The following is a 1199-nucleotide window of genomic DNA, read 5'->3' on the forward strand; positions in this document are numbered from 1 at the left end:
ATTGCCGCAGCTTCGGTGTATAGCTTAGCCCCGTTAAATCTTCCGCGCAGACCGACTCGACCAGTGAGCTATTACGCTTTCTTTAAATGATGGCTGCTTCTAAGCCAACATCCTGGCTGTCTGAGCCTTTCCACATCGTTTCCCACTTAGCTATAACTTTGGGACCTTAGCTGGCGGTCTGGGTTGTTTCCCTCTTCACGACGGACGTTAGCACCCGCCGTGTGTCTCCCGGATAGTACTTACTGGTATTCGGAGTTTGCAAAGGGTTGGTAAGTCGGGATGACCCCCTAGCCTTAACAGTGCTCTACCCCCAGTAGTATTCGTCCGAGGCGCTACCTAAATAGCTTTCGGGGAGAACCAGCTATCTCCAGGTTTGATTGGCCTTTCACCCCTAGCCACAAGTCATCCGCTAATTTTTCAACATTAGTCGGTTCGGTCCTCCAGTAAGTGTTACCTCACCTTCAACCTGCCCATGGCTAGATCACCTGGTTTCGGGTCTAATCCTAGCAACTGTACGCCCAGTTAAGACTCGGTTTCCCTACGGCTCCCCTAAACGGTTAACCTTGCTACTAAAATTAAGTCGCTGACCCATTATACAAAAGGTACGCAGTCACCCAACAAGTGGGCTCCTACTGCTTGTACGTACACGGTTTCAGGTTCTATTTCACTCCCCTCACAGGGGTTCTTTTCGCCTTTCCCTCACGGTACTGGTTCACTATCGGTCAGTCAGGAGTATTTAGCCTTGGAGGATGGTCCCCCCATGTTCAAACAGGATATCACGTGTCCCGTCCTACTCGATTTCACGGTAAAAGCGTTGTCGGTTACGGGGCTATCACCCTGTATCGCTGTACTTTCCAGTACCTTCACCTAACGCTAATGCCGCTTAAGGGCTAATCCGGGTTCGCTCGCCGCTACTGCCGGAATCTCAATTGATTTCTCTTCCTCGGGGTACTTAGATGTTTCAGTTCCCCCGGTTCGCCTCATAACGCTATGTATTCACGTTATGATAACTGCTTATGCAGCTGGGTTTCCCCATTCGGAAATCCTAGTCTCAAGTGATTTTTACTATCTAAACTAGGCTTATCGCAAGTTAATACGTCCTTCATCGCCTCTGACTGCCAAGGCATCCACCGTGTACGCTTAGTCACTTAACCATACAACCCCAAGAGGTTTCGTATGGCAACAACCAAGGTTTCTCT

At 49.5% G+C, this 1199-nt stretch carries 1 rRNA gene; it reads right to left on the reverse strand.

Annotation, left to right across the window (positions count from 1 at the left end):
- Nucleotides 1-1154 (reverse strand): 23S ribosomal RNA (locus tag C9J47_RS26790); the annotation flags it as partial.
- Nucleotides 1155-1199: the final 45 nt, after the last annotated feature.

This window comes from Photobacterium indicum (assembly GCF_003026215.1).
Lineage (GTDB): Bacteria > Pseudomonadota > Gammaproteobacteria > Enterobacterales > Vibrionaceae > Photobacterium > Photobacterium indicum.